The organism is Streptomyces sp. 1114.5 (genome assembly GCF_003635085.1).
Classification (GTDB): Bacteria; Actinomycetota; Actinomycetes; order Streptomycetales; family Streptomycetaceae; genus Kitasatospora.
This window is the reverse complement of sequence record NZ_RBXE01000002.1, coordinates 1,081,514-1,096,383: the sequence shown is the minus strand read 5'-3', so window position 1 is coordinate 1,096,383 and position 14,870 is coordinate 1,081,514. Positions and strand designations below refer to the sequence as shown.

The 14,870-nt window shown below is 73.1% G+C and carries 13 protein-coding genes; 4 read left to right on the top strand and 9 right to left on the bottom strand.

Annotated features, from left to right (window positions below; genetic code table 11):
• Positions 1-31 precede the first annotated feature (31 nt).
• The 3 genes from BX285_RS28100 to BX285_RS28090 are packed head-to-tail and all read right to left on the bottom strand — an operon-like array spanning position 32 to position 1,718.
• A complete protein-coding gene (locus BX285_RS28100) occupies positions 32-805 on the bottom strand; it encodes an SDR family oxidoreductase (RefSeq protein WP_097235341.1) in 774 nt (257 codons plus the stop codon).
• Between the two features lie 56 nt (positions 806-861).
• Positions 862-1,050: a hypothetical protein gene (locus tag BX285_RS28095; RefSeq protein ID WP_121178630.1), complete on the bottom strand. Its 189-nt coding sequence runs from the start codon at positions 1,048-1,050 to the stop codon at positions 862-864.
• A 5-nt stretch (positions 1,051-1,055) separates the two neighbouring features.
• The gene (locus BX285_RS28090) at positions 1,056-1,718 is read right to left on the bottom strand and encodes a LysE family translocator (RefSeq protein ID WP_121178629.1); all 663 of its coding nucleotides are present in this window, start codon (positions 1,716-1,718) and stop codon (positions 1,056-1,058) included.
• 152 nt (positions 1,719-1,870) lie between these two features.
• Here BX285_RS28090 and BX285_RS28085 point away from each other — a divergent pair, with 152 nt between their 5' ends.
• Positions 1,871-3,211, top strand: coding sequence for a PLP-dependent aminotransferase family protein (locus tag BX285_RS28085; protein ID WP_121178628.1), 1,341 nt, complete (start codon positions 1,871-1,873; stop codon positions 3,209-3,211).
• Positions 3,212-3,311: 100 nt separating this feature from the next.
• On the opposite strand, the gene BX285_RS28080 is transcribed toward BX285_RS28085, so the two are convergent.
• From BX285_RS28080 to BX285_RS28070, 3 genes are read right to left on the bottom strand one after another with little or no spacing between them, the layout of a single operon-like run.
• Positions 3,312-4,217 carry an SDR family oxidoreductase gene (locus BX285_RS28080; protein ID WP_097235344.1) on the bottom strand — a complete coding sequence of 302 codons (906 nt, stop codon included), beginning with the start codon at positions 4,215-4,217 and terminating at the stop codon, positions 3,312-3,314.
• Positions 4,214-5,248, bottom strand: a complete 1,035-nt coding sequence (locus BX285_RS28075) for an alpha/beta fold hydrolase (protein ID WP_121178627.1) — start codon at positions 5,246-5,248, stop codon at positions 4,214-4,216. The genes BX285_RS28080 and BX285_RS28075 overlap by 4 nt, the downstream gene beginning before the upstream one ends.
• On the bottom strand, positions 5,245-6,858 hold the full coding sequence (locus tag BX285_RS28070; RefSeq protein ID WP_121178626.1) for an NAD(P)/FAD-dependent oxidoreductase: 1,614 nt from the start codon (positions 6,856-6,858) through the stop codon (positions 5,245-5,247). Before BX285_RS28070 ends, BX285_RS28075 begins: the two co-directional genes overlap by 4 nt.
• A 186-nt stretch (positions 6,859-7,044) precedes the next feature.
• On the opposite strand from BX285_RS28070, the gene BX285_RS28065 reads away from it, so the two are divergent.
• On the top strand, positions 7,045-7,848 hold the full coding sequence (locus tag BX285_RS28065; RefSeq protein WP_259470818.1) for a MerR family transcriptional regulator: 804 nt from the start codon (positions 7,045-7,047) through the stop codon (positions 7,846-7,848).
• A gap of 58 nt (positions 7,849-7,906) precedes the next feature.
• Positions 7,907-8,920, top strand: coding sequence for an ABC transporter substrate-binding protein (locus tag BX285_RS28060; RefSeq protein ID WP_121178624.1), 1,014 nt, complete (start codon positions 7,907-7,909; stop codon positions 8,918-8,920).
• Positions 8,921-9,006: 86 nt separating this feature from the next.
• On the opposite strand, the gene BX285_RS28055 is transcribed toward BX285_RS28060, so the two are convergent.
• Positions 9,007-9,678: an NADPH-dependent F420 reductase gene (locus BX285_RS28055; protein WP_121178623.1), complete on the bottom strand. Its 672-nt coding sequence runs from the start codon at positions 9,676-9,678 to the stop codon at positions 9,007-9,009.
• Positions 9,679-9,771: 93 nt separating this feature from the next.
• Here BX285_RS28055 and BX285_RS28050 point away from each other — a divergent pair, with 93 nt between their 5' ends.
• On the top strand, positions 9,772-10,236 hold the full coding sequence (locus BX285_RS28050) for a helix-turn-helix domain-containing protein (protein WP_121178622.1): 465 nt from the start codon (positions 9,772-9,774) through the stop codon (positions 10,234-10,236).
• Positions 10,237-10,354: 118 nt separating this feature from the next.
• Here the strand turns inward: BX285_RS28050 and BX285_RS28045 are convergent, their stop codons facing one another.
• Both BX285_RS28045 and BX285_RS28040 read right to left on the bottom strand, forming a co-directional pair.
• Positions 10,355-11,992, bottom strand: coding sequence for a M4 family metallopeptidase (locus tag BX285_RS28045; protein WP_121178621.1), 1,638 nt, complete (start codon positions 11,990-11,992; stop codon positions 10,355-10,357).
• 526 nt (positions 11,993-12,518) lie between these two features.
• Positions 12,519-14,711 (bottom strand): serine/threonine-protein kinase, encoded by a 2,193-nt coding sequence (locus tag BX285_RS28040; protein ID WP_121178620.1) that lies wholly within the window; start codon positions 14,709-14,711, stop codon positions 12,519-12,521.
• Between the last annotated feature and the right edge of the window lie 159 nt (positions 14,712-14,870).

The following is a 14,870-nucleotide window of genomic DNA, read 5'->3' as shown; positions in this document are numbered from 1 at the left end:
CCTTGCGCCCGCCCGCCCGGCCACCTCGGGGTCAGTCGGTCCGGTACGTGCGCGCCGCCTTGGAGGACAGGCCCCCGAGCCTGCCCGGCGGCAGCACCCGGGCGATGGCCACCGCGGCCTTGTAGCGCTTGCCCGGCACGGACAACGACCGGCCGCGGGCCAGGTCGCGCATCGCCTCGTCCACCACCCGCTCGGCCGAGAGCCAGGACCAGGACGGGATGTTGCCGGTGCCCATGCCCGCCCGCTGGTGGAACTCGGTCCGGGTGAAGCCCGGGCACAGCGCCATCATCCGCACGCCCGTACCACCCAGGTCGCGCAGCACGCCCTGGGTGAAGCTGACCACCCAGGCCTTGCTCGCCCCGTACGTGCCGCGCGGCAGGAAGGCCGCCACCGAGGCGACGTTGACGATCGCACCCCGGCGGCGCTCGCGCATCCCCGGCAGCGCGGCCGTGGTCAGCCGCAGGATCGCCTCGATGTGCACCTTCAGCATGTCCAGCTCGTCCTGGAGCGGGACGGTCCCGAACTGGCCCTTGTTGCCGAAGCCGGCGTTGTTCACGAGGAGGTCCACGGGGCGGGCCGAGTCGGCCAGGCGGGCCTCGACGGCGCCGATGCCCTCGTCGGTCGCGAGGTCGGCGGTCAGCACCTCCGTCTCGACTCCGTACTTCCCCTGCAGGTCCGCGGCGGCGCGCTCCAGGCGCTCGGTGTCCCGCGCCACCAGGACGAGCTGGTAGCCGCTGCGGGCGAGCCGGCGGGCGAAGGCGGCTCCGATGCCGGCGGTCGCGCCGGTGATCAAGGCTGTGGTCATGCCCCGACCGTACCGACTCGCCGCATCCGAGCCCACACCCAGTGCAACGCCCCAGTTCAGCGGGCTGCGGATGCAGACATCCGGTCGTACTCCCCCTTCGCCGGGTTCGCCTCGAAGCACTCGGCCGCCATCGCGGTCCTGGCGAACACGGCACCGGCGCTGGGCGGGCGGCTCATCCAGGCGGGGTACGAGCTGCTCCGGGCGAGTTTGCGCGCCATGCCGTCCATACCGTCCTTGCCGTCCATACCGTCTATACCGCCACCGCCTTGGCGCGGTCGGCGGCGATGTGCACGGCGAGGCCGGCGAGGACGGTGCCCATCGCGTACCGCTGGACCCTCAGCCAGCCGGGGCGGCGGTTGAGGAAGGCGGCGATGCTGCCCGCGCTGACCGCGATCAGTCCGTTGACGGTGACGGCGATCGCGATCTGGGTCAGGCCCAGCACCAGGCTCTGCAAGGCGACGTGACCGCGCTCCGGCGCCACGAACTGCGGCAGCAGCGAGACGTACATGATGGCGATCTTGGGGTTGAGCAGGCAGGTCAGGAAACCCATCGCGAACAGTCGGCGCGGCGGGTCCGGCGGCAGCTCCTGCGGCGCGAAGACCGCCGTGCCACCCGGCTTGACGGCCTTCCAGGCCAGCCAGAGCAGGTAGCCGGCGCCGGCCAGCTTGATCGCGGTGTAGAGGGCGGGCACCACCGAGAACACCGCCGCCACCCCCGCCGTCACCGCGACGAGGTAGACCAGGAAACCGGTCGCCACCCCGGCCAGCGAGATCAGCCCGGCCCGACGGCCCTGCGCGATCGAGCGCGAGACCAGGTAGATCATGTTGGGCCCCGGCGAGAGCACCATGCCCAGCGCCACGGCGGCGATCCCGAGCACGGCGTGGCCGCTCACGGCCGATGTCAACGTGTCCATGCTGGGAGGCTAGGACCGAGGATCAGCTCGATGCAATGATGACTTTGCACTCGGTGCAATGTAGCCACCGGGTCCGACGCGCCAGGGTCTGCGCCCGGGCCTACGCCGAGGCACCAGGGCCTACGCCGAGGTCCACAGGAGGCCTGCCACCGATGGACGACTACCGCCTGATTGCCGACAGGATCGCCGCCGACATCGCCGACGGGCGGCTGCGGCCAGGCCAACAACTGCCCACCCAGCGCGCGTTCGCCCGCAGCCACGGCATCGCCGGCTCGACGGCGGGACGCGTCTACCGGGAGCTGGCCCGGCGCGGACTGACCGTCGGGGAGGTCGGCCGCGGGACCTTCGTCCGGGCCGGGCGCGGGGCGGACGGCGGGCGGGTCGCGCTCGCCGAGCCGGGCGCCGCACCCGTGGACCTGGAGCTCAACTACCCCGCCGTCCCCGGGCAGGCCGAACTGCTCGCGGGCGGACTGACGCCGCTGCTGCGCGCGGACGCGCTCGGGGACGCGCTGCGGCCGGTCGGCGCGGCCGGGACGGGGGCGGCGCGGCGGGCGTTCGCCGGGCTGCCCTCGACCGGTTCCTGGGAGGTCGACCCCGCGGACCTGCTGTTCGCGGGCAGCGGGCGGCAGGCCATCGTCGGGGCGCTCTCCGCCCTGGTGCCGCCGGGGAACCGGCTCGGAGTCGAGGCGCTCACCTACCCGGTGGTCAAGGCGGCGGCGGAACGGCTGGGCATCGGGCTGGTACCGCTGGCGATGGACGAGCACGGGCTGGTACCCGGGGCCGTCACGTCCGCCCACCGGGCGACGCCGCTGCGCGCCGTGTACGTGCAGCCCCGGCTGCAGAACCCGCTCGGTGGGAGCCTGCCGCCCGAGCGGGCGGCAGCGCTCGCGGAGGAGCTGCGGCGGCTCGACCTGCCGGCGGTCGAGGACGCCATCTGGTCCTTCCTGCGGCCCGGACTCGCGCCGCTGGCCGCGCTGGCACCGGAGCGGACGGTGCTCGTGGACTGTCTCTCCAAGCGGCTCGCCCCGGGCCTGACCACCGGGTTCGCGGTCGTCCCGGGCGCGCTGCGCGAGCGGGTGGCGGGCGCGCTGCGCTCGGGCGGGTGGACGCCGAGCGGATTCGCGCTGGAGGCGGCGGTGCGCTGGATCGGGGACGGCACGCTGGCCGCGGTGGAGGCGGCGAAGCGGGCCGACGCGGCGGCCCGCCAGCTGCTGGCGCGCGAGGTGCTGACAGGGCAGCGGCTGCGGGCGGACCCGTACTCGTACTACCTGTGGTGGGAGCTGCCGGGCGACTGGCGGGCGGAGACCTTCGTCGCGGCGGCGGCGCGCGCCGGGATCTCGATCACGCCCGCGACGGCGTTCGCCGTGGATCCGCGGAGCTCACCGACCGCCGTCCGGGTCGGACTCGCCTCGCCCCCGCTGCCGGTGCTGGCGCGGGCGCTGGAAACGCTGGCACGGATCGTGGAGGGCGGACGGGGAACGGACGACAGCTGACAGATAACAGATTTCGAAATCTGTTATCTGTCAGTTGTTATCTGTCGTCTGTCAGTTGTCGGCTGTCAGCTGTCGGCTGCCGGCTGTCCCCTGCCGGGTGTCAGCCGCCCGAGCCGTTGCGGCTCCCCCGGGTCGCGGTGTCCGCGGCTCCCCCGGCGCCGATCGCGCGTAGCCGGCTCGCGGCGGTGGCGGCGAGCTGGGGCGCGAGCCGGGCGACGTCGCGGGAGCCGACCACGGCGATCAGGCTCGGCAGCAGCCAGCGGGCCGGCTGCATGCCGCGCAGCCAGGCCTGGGCGTACACATGAGCCGACCGGCGGGCGATCCCGGCGACGATCCGGTCCACCGCGGGTTCCAGCGGGTACGTCTTGTTCGCCGGCCACGGCAGCCGGGCGCGCATCTGCTTCAGCACGGCGTCCTCGTCGGCGCCGCGCACCATGTCGGTGTCGGTCCAACTCAGGTACCCGACACCGACCTTGACGCCCTGGTAGGCGACCTCGGCGCGGATCGAGTGGGCGAAGGCCTCCACCCCGGACTTGCTGGCGCAGTACGCGCTCATCAGCGGCGCGGGCGTCAGCGCGGCGAGCGAGGCGATCTGCAGCAGGTAGCCCCGGCTCTCGGTGAGCGCCGGGAGGAAGGCCCGCGCGGTGGCGACGCTGCCGAGCAGGTTGACCTCGATGACCCGGCTGAAGGCCCGGTGGTCGCTGTCCGCCAGCGGTCCGCCGATGGCGATGCCGGCGTTGGCGACCACGGTGTCGATCCGCCCGTAGTGCTCCTTGATCCGGCGGGCGGTGTCCTCCAGCGCGTCGAGGTCGGTGACGTCCACCTCCCAGCTGGTCGCGGTCGGGCCGCACTGGGCGGCGACGGCCTTCAGCTCCTCCGGCTCCAGCCCCAGCAGCGCGACCTCGGCCCCGCGCCGGGCGAGCTTGCGGGCCAACGACGCACCGACCCCGCGGGCGGCTCCGGTGACGACGACGACCTGCGCGGACAACGGCGGTACGGCCTTCATGCGACGGCAGTCCTCTCATCGGTGGGGTCAGCGGAATCGGCGGACGCAGGAGCGGGAACGGCGGGAGCGGGAACGGTGGGAGCGGGAACGACGGGGACTGCCACGGTCACGGCGGGCGCACCGACCAGGTGCTCGGCGGCCATCCGGTGGATCTCGCCGGCCACCTCCGCCGGCCGCTCCAGCGGCGACATGTGCCCGACCCCGGGCAGCAGCAACAGACCCTGCGGGTCCTTGAGTTCGGCGACGATCCGGTGCGCGTGCACCGGCGGGGTCAGCCGGTCGTCGGTGCCGACCACGACCGAGGTGGGCGCGGCGAGCCGACCGAGTCCGGCATGGACGTCCAGCCGGTCGAGCACCGCGGCCCAGTTGGCTCGGACGGCGGTCGGGCAGGCGTGCACGATGCGGGCGGTCGCCTCGACCTGGCCGGCGGGCGAACTCGGCCCCATGGTGGCGTACTTGAGTGCGGCCCGGCTGACCGGCGAGACCGGTCCGAGCGGCAGCCGGGAGCGCAGCAGCTGCCGGTGCAGGAAGCGGCGCAGCTTCGGGGAGCGCACGGTCGGCGGCAGGACGGTGAGCTCGGCCACCAACTCGCCCGGCCCGGTGGAGATCAGGACGGCGGCGGCGGTGCGCTCGGCCACCTCGGGGCGGCTGCCGGCGGCCATGATGGTCATCCCGCCCATGCTGTGCCCCGCGAGTACGGCTCGCTCCCCCGCCGGAACGGTCCGGGCGAGAACCGCGGACAGGTCCTCGGCGAGCGCCCGGGTCGAGTAGCGGGCCCGGCTCGGCGGGATCTCGCTGTGCCCGTGCCCGCGCTGGTCGTACGCCACCACCCGGTATCGGTCGGCGAGTTCGCGGATCACGGGGGCCCAGAAGGCGGTCGAGCAGGTCCAGCCGTGCGCCAGCACCACGGTCGGCGCGCCGGGTCGACCGTGCACCTCGACGTGCAGCCGGCTGCCGTCCGCCGACCGGGCGCTCAACTCCTCCACGGGCGTGGGTGGTTCGTACTCGGCGGGCAGCTGGACGGCACTCATGCGGTGACCTCCTGGACGGTCCGGGCGGTGGTCGGGGCAGCGGTCGGGGACGTGCGCATGATCAGCTCGTACTCGGCGAGGTCCACCTTGCGAGTGGCGCGGCGGAACGCGGTGGTGGAGCCGGGCCAGAGCACGGTGTTCTTGCCGCTCGGGTCGAGGTACCAGCTGCGGCAGCCGCCGGTGGTCCAGACGGTGCGGTCCATCCGGTGCTGCAGTTCGAGGTTCCACTGCCGCTGGGCGCGCGCGGTCGGCTGCATGGCGGTGGCGCCGACCGAGGCGAGCGTGGTCAACGCGTCGATCAGGTAGTTCAGTTGGGACTCGATCATGAGGATCATCGAGCTGTTGCCGAGGCCGGTGTTGGGGCCGATGACGAAGAACAGGTTCGGGAAGCCGCGTACGGTCGAGCCGCGCAGCGCCTCCATTCCGCCCTTCCACTCCTCGGCCAGCGTGGTGCCGTCCGCGCCGAACACCCGGGCGCCGATGGGCATGTCGGTGACGTGGAAGCCGGTGCCGAAGACGATGGCGTCCACCTCGTGCTCGCTGCCGTCGGCCGCGACCAGTGTGGAGCCGCGCAGTTCGCGCAGACCGGAGGAGACGACCTCGGTGTTGGCCGCGGCGAGCGCCGGGTAGTAGGTGTTGCTGAGCAGGATGCGCTTGCAGCCGATCCGGTAGTCCGGGGTGAGCTTGGCGCGCAGCGCCGGGTCCTGGACGCTCTGGGCGATGTGGCGTTCGGCGAGTTGCTGGACGACGCGCAGCAGTCCGGGGCGCCGGACGAAGGCGTCCACCTGGAGCTCGCGGAGCGCGAAGAGGGTGCCGCGGCGGATCTTCGCAGTGACCGGCAGCCGGCCGTGCAGCCACTTCTCCAGCGGGCTGATCTCGCGGTCCCGGCGCGGCAGGACCCAGGCCGGGGTGCGCTGGAAGACGGTCAGCTTGCCGACCTCGGGTTGGATCGACGGGATGATCTGGGCGGCGGAGGCTCCGGTGCCGACCACGGCGACGCGCTTGCCGGCCAGGTCGAACTCGTGGTCCCAGCGGGAGGAGTGGAACACCTTGCCGGGGAAGGCGCTCAGCCCCGGGAGTTCGGGGATCTGCGGGTCGGCGAGCGGTCCGGCAGCGGCGACGACGGCGTCGGCCGTCCACTGGCCGGCCGAGGTGGTGATCCGCCAGCGGGTCGCCTCGCTCTCCCAACGCGCCTCCAGCACCTCGGTGTTGAATCGCAGGTGGGGGCGAATGCCGAAGACCGTGGCGACCTTCTCCAGGTAGGCGCGGATGTCCGGCTGGCCGGAGAAGCTGCGCGGCCAGTCGGGATTGGGCGCGAAGGAGAAGGAGTAGAGGTGCGAGGGCACGTCGCAGGCGCAGCCGGGGTAACTGTTGTCGCGCCAGGTGCCACCGACGGAGTCCGCCCGCTCCAGGACCACGAAGTCGGTGATGCCGGCGCGACGCAGCCGGACCGCGGCGCCGAGTCCGCCGAAGCCGGAGCCGATCACCGCGACCCGGACATGTGGCACGGACTCCTCCGGCTCCCGAGCTTCGGGGGACGAGCCGGTGTCCGCGGAGGCGCCGGACGTGCCGGACACGCCGGAGCGGGGGCGCTTGCTGCTGGATGCCATGCGGCCTCCTCCTGAGGGTGGGGCGGTGATCGTCGCGCTCTCCGGGGCCGCGCCCCGGAACCCTGCCAATCGCGCCAGTAATCACTGGCATGGTTGGCAGGGTAGCCCTTGCCGCCACCGGAGGGAAGAAGCGCGACCGCTCCGGTTCCGGGAGCGTTCCGAGCCCTCGGACCTATGCTGATCGCCGTGGACAAGGTCAGAGCTGCTGCGGACGACAGAAAACGCGAGTACCGGGTGGAGGAACTGGCCGAAGCGGCCGGCATCACCACCCGCACCCTGCGCTTCTACCGCGAGCGCAAACTGCTCCAACCGCCCCGCAAGGAGGGCCGGATCGCCTGGTACGGCGAGGAGCACCTGGCCCGGCTGCGGATGATCGGCGAGCTGCTGGACCGCGGCCACACCCTGGGCGGCATCGCCGAGCTGATCGGCGCCGGCGAGAGCGGGCGGGACGTCGCCGAGCTGATCGGGCTGGAGGCGGCGATCGTCGCACCCTGGTCGGACGAGACCCCGGTGCGGCTGGACTGGGAGGAACTGAAGACCGCCTTCGGGGACCAGCTCACCGAGGAGAACACCGCCGAGTCGATCGCCCAGGGCTACATCACCGTCGAGGAGGACGGCATCACCCACGTCAGCCGCCGGCTGATGGACGCCACCACCGAGCTGGTGGCGGAAGGCGTTCCGCTGTCGGCGGTGCTGGACGCCAGCCGGCGCACCCGGGAACACGTGGACGCCATCGCCGAGATCTTCATCGACGTGGTCAGCGAGCACCTGCTCAGCGCCCTGGCCGCCGACACCCCGCTGCCGCCCGGCGAGGCGGCCCGGCTCACCGAACGCATCATGCGGGTACGGCCGCTGGCCAGGACCGTCGCCGACGCCCAGTTCGCCCTCGCGATGGACCGTCGGGTGCACGCCGAGTACGACCAACTGCTGCGCCAGCGACGGGAGAACGGCTCGGAGGCACAGCCGGAGGACGACAGCTCCGAGGCGTAGCCGGACGGCCGAGCGGGCAGGGATCCCCGCGCCCTGCCCGTACGACGGAGGTGCCGCCATGCCCAGCTCCCTCAGCCGCCGCACCGCACTCGGCCTCGCCGCCGGGCTCGCCCCGGGCCTCGCGCTCGCAGCCTGCGGGACCGACTCCCGTGCGCCGAGCGCCGGTTCGCCGGGAGGCGCCAACGGCGGCGGCAGCGGCGGCAGCGGCGGCAGCGGCGCCCGAACGGTCCGGCACGCGCGCGGCGAGAGCGCCGTACCGGCCCGGGCGGCCCGGGTGGTGGTGCTGGACACCGACGCGCTGGACTCGGTGATCACCCTCGGCCTCGCCCCGGTCGGCGCCACCACCGTCAGCGCGGGCGCGCCCCTCCCCAGCTACCTCCCCGCCGCTCGACTGGCCGGGACGAAGGCCGTCGGCGCGATCGGCCAGCCCAGCCTGGAAGCGATCGCGGCGCTGCGGCCGGACCTCATCCTCAGCAACCAGGTCCGCGACGACAAGCGGTACGAGGAGCTGTCCAAGATCGCGCCGACCGTGCTCTCCAAGACCACCGGGCCGACCTGGAAGGAGAACGTCCGGCTGCACGCCGAGGCGCTCGGCCGCCAGGCGGAGGCCGAGGCGGCGGACGCGGCGTACCGGACGAAGCTGCGCGAGCTGGTCACCGCGCTCGGCGGGCCCGCCAAGGCCGCCGCCACCCGGGTCGAGATGGCCCGCTTCCTGGCGGGCGCGCCGACCCGGCTCTACCTCAACGACACCTTCGTCGGCTCACTGTTCAAGGACCTCGGGCTCGGCCGGCCCGCCAACCAGGACAAGCCCGGATTCTCGATCGAGATCAGCCCGGAGCAGGTCGACCAGGCGGCGGCCGACGTCATCTTCTACTCGCTGTACGGGGACGCCGCCAAGTCCGACCAGGGGAAGATCACCGAAGGCGCCCTGTGGAAGGACCTGGACGCTGTCCGCAACGGGCGGGTGTTCCGGGTGGACGACAACCTGTGGATGCTCGGCATCGGCTACACCGGGGCCGGTCTGATTCTGGATGAGATCCGGAAGGACCTGGCGACGACCGATGACAGATGACAGATCACAGACGACAGATAACAGCTGACAGATTTCATCATCTGTCAGCTGTCGTCTGTAATCTGTTACCTGTTACCTGTTACCTGTTACCTGTCATCGTCGTCCGTCGCCCCCGGCGCCAGGGCCGGCGACGGGAGGACATGGCGCGCCTCGCCGCCGGACCACCAGACGCCGACGGCGAAGACGGCCGTCGCCTCCAGCAGTCCGGCCCGGTCGAGGCCGCCGCAGTGCACCGGTGTGCATGCCATGGACGCGATCAGGTCGGCGACCAGCGCAGCGGCCGCCGGGTCGTCCGCGCAGTACGGGACGCCGAGCGGTGCGCCGCTCTCGAAGGCCGGGCGCGGCATGGTCCAGATGCTCTCGTGGCAGATCCCGAACACCTTGGCCACCCGGGCCGTCGGAGCCGCCACGGCGAGCCGCGCGGCGACGGAGTCGGTGGCGCCGGCCGTGGTCAGCCGGGGCCCGTCCGCGCCGGGGGCCATGGGCACGGTGCAGTCCAGGAGGGCCCGCCCGGCCAGGTCGGCCGCCAGCGGCGCGACCACCGGCACCGCTGCCTCGGCCGGTACCGCGACCAGCACGGCCTCCCCGAATCTCGCCGCCGTCGCGAGATCACCGCCGCCCGACGCGCCCAGTACAGCGGCGAGTTGCCCGGCCGCCAGCGGGTCGCGCCCGCCCACCACCACCTCGTGCCCCGCCCGCACCCAGGCCCCGCCGAGAGCCGCCGCCATCGCGCCCGTTCCGAGAATGCCGATCCGCATGTCCACTCCTCGCCGTCACATCTGCTGTGACCGGCACGCTAGGCGGGTCGATGCACACCGTCCGGTACGCATCGGATCGGGCAGGATGGCCGCATGGACATCGCGAGCCGCACGCGCGAGAGCGACGAGGGAGGCGGGGGATACGACGCCGAGGCCCGCGCCGAGGAACGCGGAGCCGAGGAGTACGGCGACCTGGGCGGCGCCGTCTTCGCCGCGGACTGCCGCGCCAGGCTGGCCTTCGAGGTGATCGCCAACCGTTGGGACAGCGTGGTGGTCTACGTCCTCGGCGAGCTGGGGCCGCTGCGCCCGCGGGCGCTGCTGGACCGGATCGGCGGGATCAGCCCGAAGGTGCTCAACGAGTCGCTGCGTCGGCTGGAGTACAACGGCCTGGTGGAGCACCGCCGTTACGCGGAGGCGCCGCCGCGGGTCGACTACGCCCTCACCGGGGCGGGTGCCGCCCTGATCGGTCCGATCCGCGCACTCGGCGCCTGGTCCGCCGTCCACGGCGACGCCGTCCTGGCCGCCCAGGAGACGCACGAGAAGAAAAGGGGGATCTGACGAAACGTCAGATCCCGGAAAAGGGAAGAACCGCGGGGGTGACGGTGGTCCGCCTACCGTCACCCCCGCCGCTCACGGCCCTTCCGGCCGGCACCCACGAACCGGCAGGGCCCGGGGCTCAGTTGACGTTGACGGCCGTCCAGGTGGCGGCGACCGCGTTGTACTCCGCGCTGTCCGAGCCGTACAGGTCCGCCGCCGCGCTGAGGGTGGCCGCACGGGCGCCCGCGTAGTCGGTGGTGGAGGTGAAGTAGGTGGTCAGCGCCTTGTACCAGATCTGCGCGGCCTTGTCCCGGCCGATGCCGGCGAGGGTCGAGCCGTCGTACGTCGGGCTGTTGTAGCTGAACCCGTTGATGGTCTTCGCGCCACTGCCCTCGGCGAGCAGGTAGAAGAAGTGGTTGGCCACCCCGGACGAGTAGTGGACGTCCAGGTTGCCGACGTTGGCGTCCCAGTAGTCGGCGGACTGGCCGTCCTTGCTGGGCTGGTCCATGTAGCGCAGCGGGCTGCCGTCGCCGCGCAGGTTGATCAGCTCGCCGATCCAGTAGTTCGGCGGGTTGGAGGGCAGGTTGGCGTACCACTCGACCATCGTGCCCATGATGTCCGAGGTGGCCTCGTTGAGGCCGCCGGACTCGCCCGAGTAGTTCAGGTTGGCGGTGGCGGCGGTGACGCCGTGGGTCATCTCGTGGCCGGCCACGTCGATTTCGGTGAGCGGGGCGGCGTTGCCGCTGCCGTCGCCGTAGGACATGCAGAAGCAGTCGTCGCTCCAGAACGCGTTCACGTAGTTGGAGCCGTAGTGGACCCGGCTGAGGGCGCCGACACCGTCGTTGCGGATGCCGTTGCGGCCGAAGGAGTTCTTGTAGAAGTCCCAGGTGGTGGCGGCGCCGAACTGGGCGTCCACGGCGGCGGATTCGCGGTTGGCCGCGGTGCCGTCGCCGAACCGGTTGCTGGTGTTGGCGAACAGCGAGCCGCTGCCGGAGGTCCCGTTCTTCATGTCGGTGGTGGACTGGCCGCCACGGGAGGCGTCCTTGAGCTGGTACCGCGTGCCGCTCTGCGTGGTGGTCAGCGGGACCTGGCCGACGAAGACGCCGTTGCCGGTGCCGGCCGCGGTCTGCACCTTCTCGTGGGTGGAGAGCACCCGGCCGCTCGCGGCGTCGGTGAGCAGGACCTGGCTGCTCGGGGTGCCGTCGGCGCGCACGCCTTCGACGGTCGTGCGGTAGGCCAGGCGCGGGCTGCCGTCGGTGGCCCAGACCACCAGTTCGGCCGTGCCGGTCTGGTGGACCTCGGTCAGCGGCGACTCGTCGGCGTCGACGGTCACGCCGACGGTGGCCTTGACCGCGCCGGCGGCCTGCGCGGCGGCCTGGTCGGCCGGGACCTTCGGGGCCAGGCTCGGCAGGTCGATCCGCGCGGAGACGGCCTTGGAGACCGACTTCACCGCGCCGTCGGCCTTCTGGTGGACGATCAGGTCGCCGCCGATCACCGGCAGGCCCGCGTAGGTGCGCTCGAAGCGCAGGTGGCGGGTGCCGTCCTGGTCCACCACGGCGTCCTTGGCGACGAGTTGCTCCTTGTCCCCGAGGCCGAGCGCCTTGGCGAGCGGGCCGGCCTGGCCGTCGGCCAGGGCGAGCACGGTGGCGTGCTGCTGGGCGGCCTGGGCCTGCAGCGACGGGGTGGGGGCGGCCTGGGCGGCGGTGCTCACCTGGGTCACACCGGTCAGCAGGGCGGTGGCTGAGAGTACGGCGACAGCTGCGAGCTTTCGCTTCACGGACGAGTCCTTCCGGGAAACCGCGTCTGGGCGCGGTCACGCCGCGTCCCGGGGGCCGGGTCGGCACCTGTGGGGCGGGACGGGCGCTGACGTGCTGGAACCCCGTACAGTCGAGCGGCTCGCCACCAAGGGGTGGGGGTGGGGGCAACCGCTGGGGGTGAACAGAAGCATGACAATCCAGCAGATGAAATGACAGGTCTGCCTCAGGAGTTGGCCAGGTCCCGCCACCAGGTAAAGGGCGGTCAAGCAGTGCCGGAATCGGGGCGATTCACCGCATTCCGCAGATCGTTCCCACCCGATCCATGTCCGACCGCCTGCATCGACAGCCGTCCGCCCGCCGAACGCGGGTTCGGCGGGCGGCACGATCCACCGGCAGTCGACTTTTACATCTGTGTAGAAGTTTCCACACAGTCCCTTGACGCCGGGGTGGCGAGGGTCCGCCACCCGGCACCCTTGCTCACCCGCCGGACGTCTGCTACCAGGCCTCGGCCCGCCGCTGCTGGAACCGCCACTACGGAAACCGCCACTACTGGAACCGCCACTCCTGGTCCTCGTTGCCGGGGGTGCAGGCGACCATGGTGACCGCGTTGCCCGGGCCGTTGTTGGTCAGGCAGATCGAGTTCATGTAGTCGCCCAGCGTGTACGAGCCCGGGCTGGAGCCGTTGCGGACGGTCCAACTGGTGAGGTAGCTGAAGCCGCTGCTGGCCTCGACCTTCCCGTCCATGGTCTGGACGAGCGCCGGTCCGCCGTTGTTGCAGGCGTTGAAGTGGATCCACGTACCGGGGTCGGTGGAACGCACCCACCCGTACTGCGAGGCGCCCCCGAGCACGACCGGGTTGTCGCCGCTCAGGGTGTCGTTGCGCAGCCCGAGCGGGCGGCGCTCCTTCGCGGTGACGATGGTGGTCCAGCTGCTGCCGCCGCAGGACGCGGGGCGGGGCGGGCTCTGCGGGGCCGGGGTGGTGCCGCCGGCCGTGTTCTGGGCCGGGGGCTGCGGATTCTGGTTGGCGGGCGGGGCGGGCGGGTTGCCGCCCGCCCCGCCTCCGGGCTGGCTCGCCTGACCGCCCGTCGACCCGCCGGCGGCCGCCCCACCGCCGGAGGCGCTGCCTGTGCCCGCACCACCGCTCCGGTTCCCGCCGGAGACGCCGCCGCTTCCGCCCTGGACCGGGGCCTGGCCCTGGGCCGGGACGGGGACCTGCTGGTTCGGGGCAGCGGGCGGCGGCTGGTCGGGATTCGGGGTGGCCGCCGGGGTGTCGGTCGGCACCGGGGCAGGGGGCGCGGTCGTGGCCGCGGACAGCGGGGAACCGGTACCGGAGTTCGCCGGCACGGTCACCACCACGGTCGGCTGGGCGGCGGGCGGCACGGCCGCGTCCGAGCCCCCCGGACTGCGGTCGACCAGCAGGGCAGTGGCCGTGCCGACCGAGATGATGACCGGGATGATCACCGGCACCAGCAGGGCGCGCCGGTGCCGGGCCCGGCCCGGCTCGGTCTGCGCCTGCGGCAGCACCTTCGCGACCTCGTCCGGCGCGGGGTCGCCGCCCGCAGCGGGAACGACCACGGCACCGGCCTGCCCGGCCTCCTTCTTCGCCGCTGTCCCTGCCGCTCCCGCTTCCGCCTTGGGCCCGGCGGCCCCTGCAGCACCTGCGCCCCCGCCCTTGGCGTCCCCTCCCCCGGCTCGCCCGGCGGATGCAGCGTCGGGCCGGAGCCGGATCGTCCGGCTGTCGGCGGCGGCCTTCTCCCCACCGTCTGCGTGCTCCCTGGCCCCGCCGGCGTTGGCCTTACCGTCCCCGGCCTCACCGACCCCGGCCTTTCCGTCCCCGGCCTCACCGACCCCGGCCTCACCGACCCCGGCCCCGCCGACCCCGGCCTTGCCGGCCTCCGCTTCGGCACCCGCGCCCCCAGCCGCCGCGCGGGCCGCCGCCGCCATCTCGGCCGCGTCCGCGAAGCGCTCCTCGGGCTTCTTGGCCAGCGCCTTCGCGACCAGCGCCCGGACCGCCGCCGGGAAGGTCTCCGGCAGTTCCGGCACCGGCTGGTTGACGTGCTTGAGCGCGATCTGCAGCGGCCCCTCACCGGAGTACGGCGGCTCGCCGACCAGCAGTTCGTAGCAGACCACGCCTATCGAGTACAGGTCGGTGGCGGGGCCGAGGGCGGCCCCCTCGGCCTGTTCCGGGGACATGTAGAGCGCCGTGCCGATGATCGCGAACGGCGCGGTGAGCTTGGTGCTGGCGAGCGCCCGGGCGATGCCGAAGTCCGTGATGGCCACCCGGCCGTCGGTGCGCACCATCAGGTTGGACGGCTTGATGTCCCGGTGCACGATGTCCTGCTGGTGCGCGGCGTGCAGCGCGTCCAGGGCGCCGGCGACCAGTTCGAGGGCACGCCCGACGGTCATCGGGCCCGAGTCCGCGAGCACCCGGTCCAACGGACTGCCCGCGATCAGCTCCATGACGATGTAGGCGCAGCGCTCGTCGCCGTCCTCGCCGCTCTCGCCGTAGTCGTGGACGTCCACGATGCCGGGGTGGTCGACCGCGGCGACCAGCTGGGCCTCGCGGCGGAAGCGCTGGGTGGCGGTGTCGTCCTCGAACAGCTCCGAGCGCAGGATCTTGACCGCGACCTGCCGCGCCAGGACGGTGTCCTCGGCCCGCCAGACCGAGCCCATCGCGCCTCCGCCGATCTTCCCGACCAGCCTGTACCGTCCGCCGAGCACGGTGCCCGCCCCGCTCATGCCCCAGTCCCCCTGTGTGTCATGTCCCGCCCCGACGGGTCGTCGGCACACAGTGTGCCAGAGCGTGCCGCGGCCTCAGCAGACCGGATACGGAAAGGAATTGAGCACGAGTGCCAGGGACTGACCGAACGCGGAGCCGGACGCCGGAGCGCCCGGCCG